The organism is Polaromonas sp. P1_G4 (assembly GCF_056405475.1).
This window is the reverse complement of sequence record NZ_JBFUCA010000473.1, coordinates 1-3,360: the sequence shown is the minus strand read 5'-3', so window position 1 is coordinate 3,360 and position 3,360 is coordinate 1. Positions and strand designations below refer to the sequence as shown.

The 3,360-nt window shown below is 60.5% G+C and carries 4 protein-coding genes; 2 read left to right on the top strand and 2 right to left on the bottom strand.

The genetic code is table 11. From position 1 onward, the window contains the following. Both AC1D1X_RS18980 and AC1D1X_RS18975 read right to left on the bottom strand, forming a co-directional pair. A partial coding sequence (locus tag AC1D1X_RS18980) for an AMP-binding protein (RefSeq protein ID WP_477698890.1) occupies positions 1-845 on the bottom strand: 845 nt, incomplete at its 3' end. Between the two features lie 96 nt (positions 846-941). Continuing rightward, entirely contained in the window at positions 942-1,433 is a 492-nt protein-coding gene (locus tag AC1D1X_RS18975) for a flavodoxin domain-containing protein (protein WP_477698889.1), read from the bottom strand. A 134-nt stretch (positions 1,434-1,567) separates the two neighbouring features. On the opposite strand from AC1D1X_RS18975, the gene AC1D1X_RS18970 reads away from it, so the two are divergent. After that, positions 1,568-2,464 carry a helix-turn-helix transcriptional regulator gene (locus AC1D1X_RS18970; RefSeq protein WP_477665943.1) on the top strand — a complete coding sequence of 299 codons (897 nt, stop codon included), beginning with the start codon at positions 1,568-1,570 and terminating at the stop codon, positions 2,462-2,464. A gap of 22 nt (positions 2,465-2,486) precedes the next feature. Next, positions 2,487-3,360 (top strand): enoyl-CoA hydratase-related protein (locus AC1D1X_RS18965; RefSeq protein WP_477698891.1); only part of this gene is annotated, 874 nt, incomplete at its 3' end.

The following is a 3,360-nucleotide window of genomic DNA, read 5'->3' as shown; positions in this document are numbered from 1 at the left end:
TACAAGGTGGGCACACCATAAAAAATCGTGGGCTGGTATTTTTTGAGCAATGCAAACACGTCAGCAGGCGTGGGCCGCGCGGGCAGCAACACCGTGGTGGCACCCACACTCATGGGAAAAGTCAGTGCGTTGCCCAGGCCGTAGGCAAAAAAGAGCTTGGCAGCGGAATACACCACGTCGTCTTCCCGGATGCCAAGCACGCCGCGGCCATACAGCTCGGCCGTCTGGATCAGGTGGCTGTGCAGGTGTACGGTGCCTTTGGGTGCACCGGTCGAGCCGCTGGAGTAAAGCCAGAAGCAGACCCCATCGGCGCAGGTGTCTGCTATGGTTTTGGTAGCTTCTTGCGCACGCAGGACGCCACTCAGCGTGGGATATCGCGGGGATTCTTCAATGCCGGCGACGATCACGGTTTTTAGCGTGTCCATTTTTTTGAGCAGTGGCTCAAAGGCCGGGAGCAGGGCACTGGAGACGATAAGGCCCTGTGCCCGCGAGTCGCGCAGCATGAACTCGAAGTCGGGAGGTGTGAGCAGGGTGTTGGCCGCCACGGGCACCGCACCCGCAAGAATGCAGCCGAGGAAAGCGACGGGCCACTGCGGCGTGTCCAGCATGGCCAGCAGCACGCGGCTTTCAGGGGCCACCCCCTGGGCACGCAAGGCGTTGGCAAAACGGTGGGCCTGGTCGATGAGTTCGCCGTAAGTCAGCGCCTCGCCGGTGGTGGCATCGATGAAGGCGACCTTGCCCGCACGGCCGGCATTGCGCTGCAGCAGGTCGTGCGCGGCGTTGTAATTGCGCGGAATGGTTACCCGTGGCGGGCTTGCCGAATGGTCTGCGCTGCTTGCTTGCATGCTTGTCTCCAGATTGCTCTTGCTATTATTTTGGTAGCTGCTTGCGCATGCACATCAAGCGCTACGGGCCGATTTCTTATAAATTCATGATGCAGATCAAGCGGTGGCCGGGCTTGCTCCCAGCGTCTGCAGTGCGCCGGTGAGCCACTGGCGGCACCACTCAGTGCCTTCTGTTTCGGGCATGGTTCCGCTGCTGGCGTCGTGGCACCAGATATCGCCGATGCGCTGGGCGCCCAGGTCGGTCAGGCGTTCGTCGAACTTCTTGCCGCCGAAGCAGAAGGTCTGCATATAGGTACGGTCGCCGAGCGCGATAACGCCGTAGCGCACATGCCCCAGGAATTGTGGGTTGGCGCTCAATGATTCGTAGAGGGCACGGGCGTTGTCGGGTACATCACCAGAGCCGTAGGTAGAACTGCAGATGAGATAAAGTGCATCTTCCGCCTTCGAAGCATCAAAGACGCTGATGTCCAGGTTGTCCATCAGTTCGACTTCAATGTCGCTCACGAGGTCGGCGCAATCYATCTGTATGGCCTGTGCCACATAGTCGGCGGTACTGGTCATGGTACCTACAAGGATTTTGAGTTTCATCAAGAAGTCTCCAAATAAAAGATGCACTAAACTGCTTGACATCAATTTAACCTGAAGTATACTGCAATTTAGACGAAATGCAACTGGCAAAGCCCTGAAAGGGCGACTTTTTACACAGGTGCTTCTTGGAAATCATGTCCGAACAGGAATCGAAAGCCACGCTCAGTGAACTGGGCGCCCGCGTTCGTGCGTGGCGCGCGCGCCGGGGCATGACGCGCAAACAGCTGGCGTCGGACTCTGGCCTGAGCGAACGCTTTCTGGCCGATGTGGAAACCGGCAAGGGCAACGTTTCGATCAATTCCCTGGAAGCCGCGGCCCGCGCGCTGAACATCTCTATCCTTGAGCTGCTGCAGGACGCGCCGCGGCCGGCTTTGGCCCGTGTGCAGGGCTTGTTGACGCGGCTGGATGATTCGCAACTGGACCAGGCCTACAGCCTGCTCGGCAGCACCTTCGGCCTCAGCGACTCATTGGGCCGCGAGCAGCGGGTCGCGCTGATCGGCCTGCGTGGCGCCGGCAAGTCCACCTTGGGCAGCCAGCTGGCGGCCGAGCGTGGCGTGCCTTTTATCGAGCTGGACCGCGAGATTGAACGCGAAGCCGGTACCAGCATGAACGAAATTTTGCTGCTGCATGGGCAGGCCGGCTACCGGCGCTATGAGCGCCGCGCGCTGTTCCGCATCGCCGAAGACCACCCGGATGGCGTTGTCATGACCACGGGCGGCAGCATCGTGAGCGAGCGCGAAACCTTCGATTTGCTGCAAAGCCGTTTTTACTGCGTCTGGCTCAAAGCCAGCCCCGAAGAACACATGGCCCGCGTGGTGGCCCAGGGCGACATGCGGCCTTTCGACACGACCCGCGGCGCGACCGACGAGGCGATGGAAGACATCCGCCGCATCCTTTCGAGCCGCGAAGCGCTCTATGCCCGCGCCGACGCCGTGGTTGATACCGCTGCGCGCACACTGAAACAAAGCCTCAAAGACCTGGAACGCGCCGTTCCCAAAACAACCGTCCGCGACACCGTCGAACGGGCATAACCGGAGACACCCCATGAACGCCATGACAGAACCGCTTTTATTCAAACAGGTCATCGAAGGCCAGGAGCGCGAGCTCGTGAGTTTCTCCACCCACCCCAGCAAATACCAGCACTGGACGCTGAGCGTGGAGGGTGACGTCGCGCGTCTGAAGCTGGACATCAACGAAGACGGCGGCATCAAGCCCGGCTACAAGCTCAAGCTCAACAGCTATGACCTCGGCGTGGACATCGAACTGCACGACGCGATCAACCGTGTGCGCTTTGAGCACCCGGCCGTCAAGGTGGTGGTGTTCGAGTCGGGCAAGGAAAAGATCTGGTGCTCGGGCGCCAACATCTACATGCTGGGCCTGTCGACGCACGGCTGGAAGGTCAACTTCTGCAAATTCACCAACGAAACCCGCAACGGCCTGGAAGACTCCTCGCGCCATGACGGCCTCAAGGCGATTGCCTCCGTGACCGGCGCGTGTGCCGGCGGCGGCTACGAGCTGGCCCTGGCCTGTGACCGTATCATCATGGTGGACGACCGTTCTTCCACCGTCAGCCTGCCTGAAGTGCCCTTGCTGGGTGTGTTGCCCGGCACTGGCGGCCTGACCCGCGTGACCGACAAGCGCAAGGTGCGCCGCGATCTGGCAGACATCTTCTGCACCACCAGCGAAGGCGTGCGCGCCGACCGCGCCAAGGACTGGAAACTGATCGACGCCCACGCCAAGCCGCAGCAGTTTGGCGATCTGCTTGCTACAGAAATTGAAGCACTTCGCGCACAGTCTACAAGGGCTGCAGCCTCAAAAGGCATTGAACTCACACCGCTGAAGGCCGTCATTGATGATGCCGGCTACCGATACAGCCTCGTTGATGCGCAGGTCGACCGTGAAAAGCGCATTGCCACCATCACGGTGA

What these genes read in the sequence shown, in the direction of transcription:
- AC1D1X_RS18970 (WP_477665943.1), top strand. Translation starts at nt 1,568, where the DNA reads ATGTCCGAACAGGAATCGAAAGCCACGCTCAGTGAACTGGGCGCCCGC.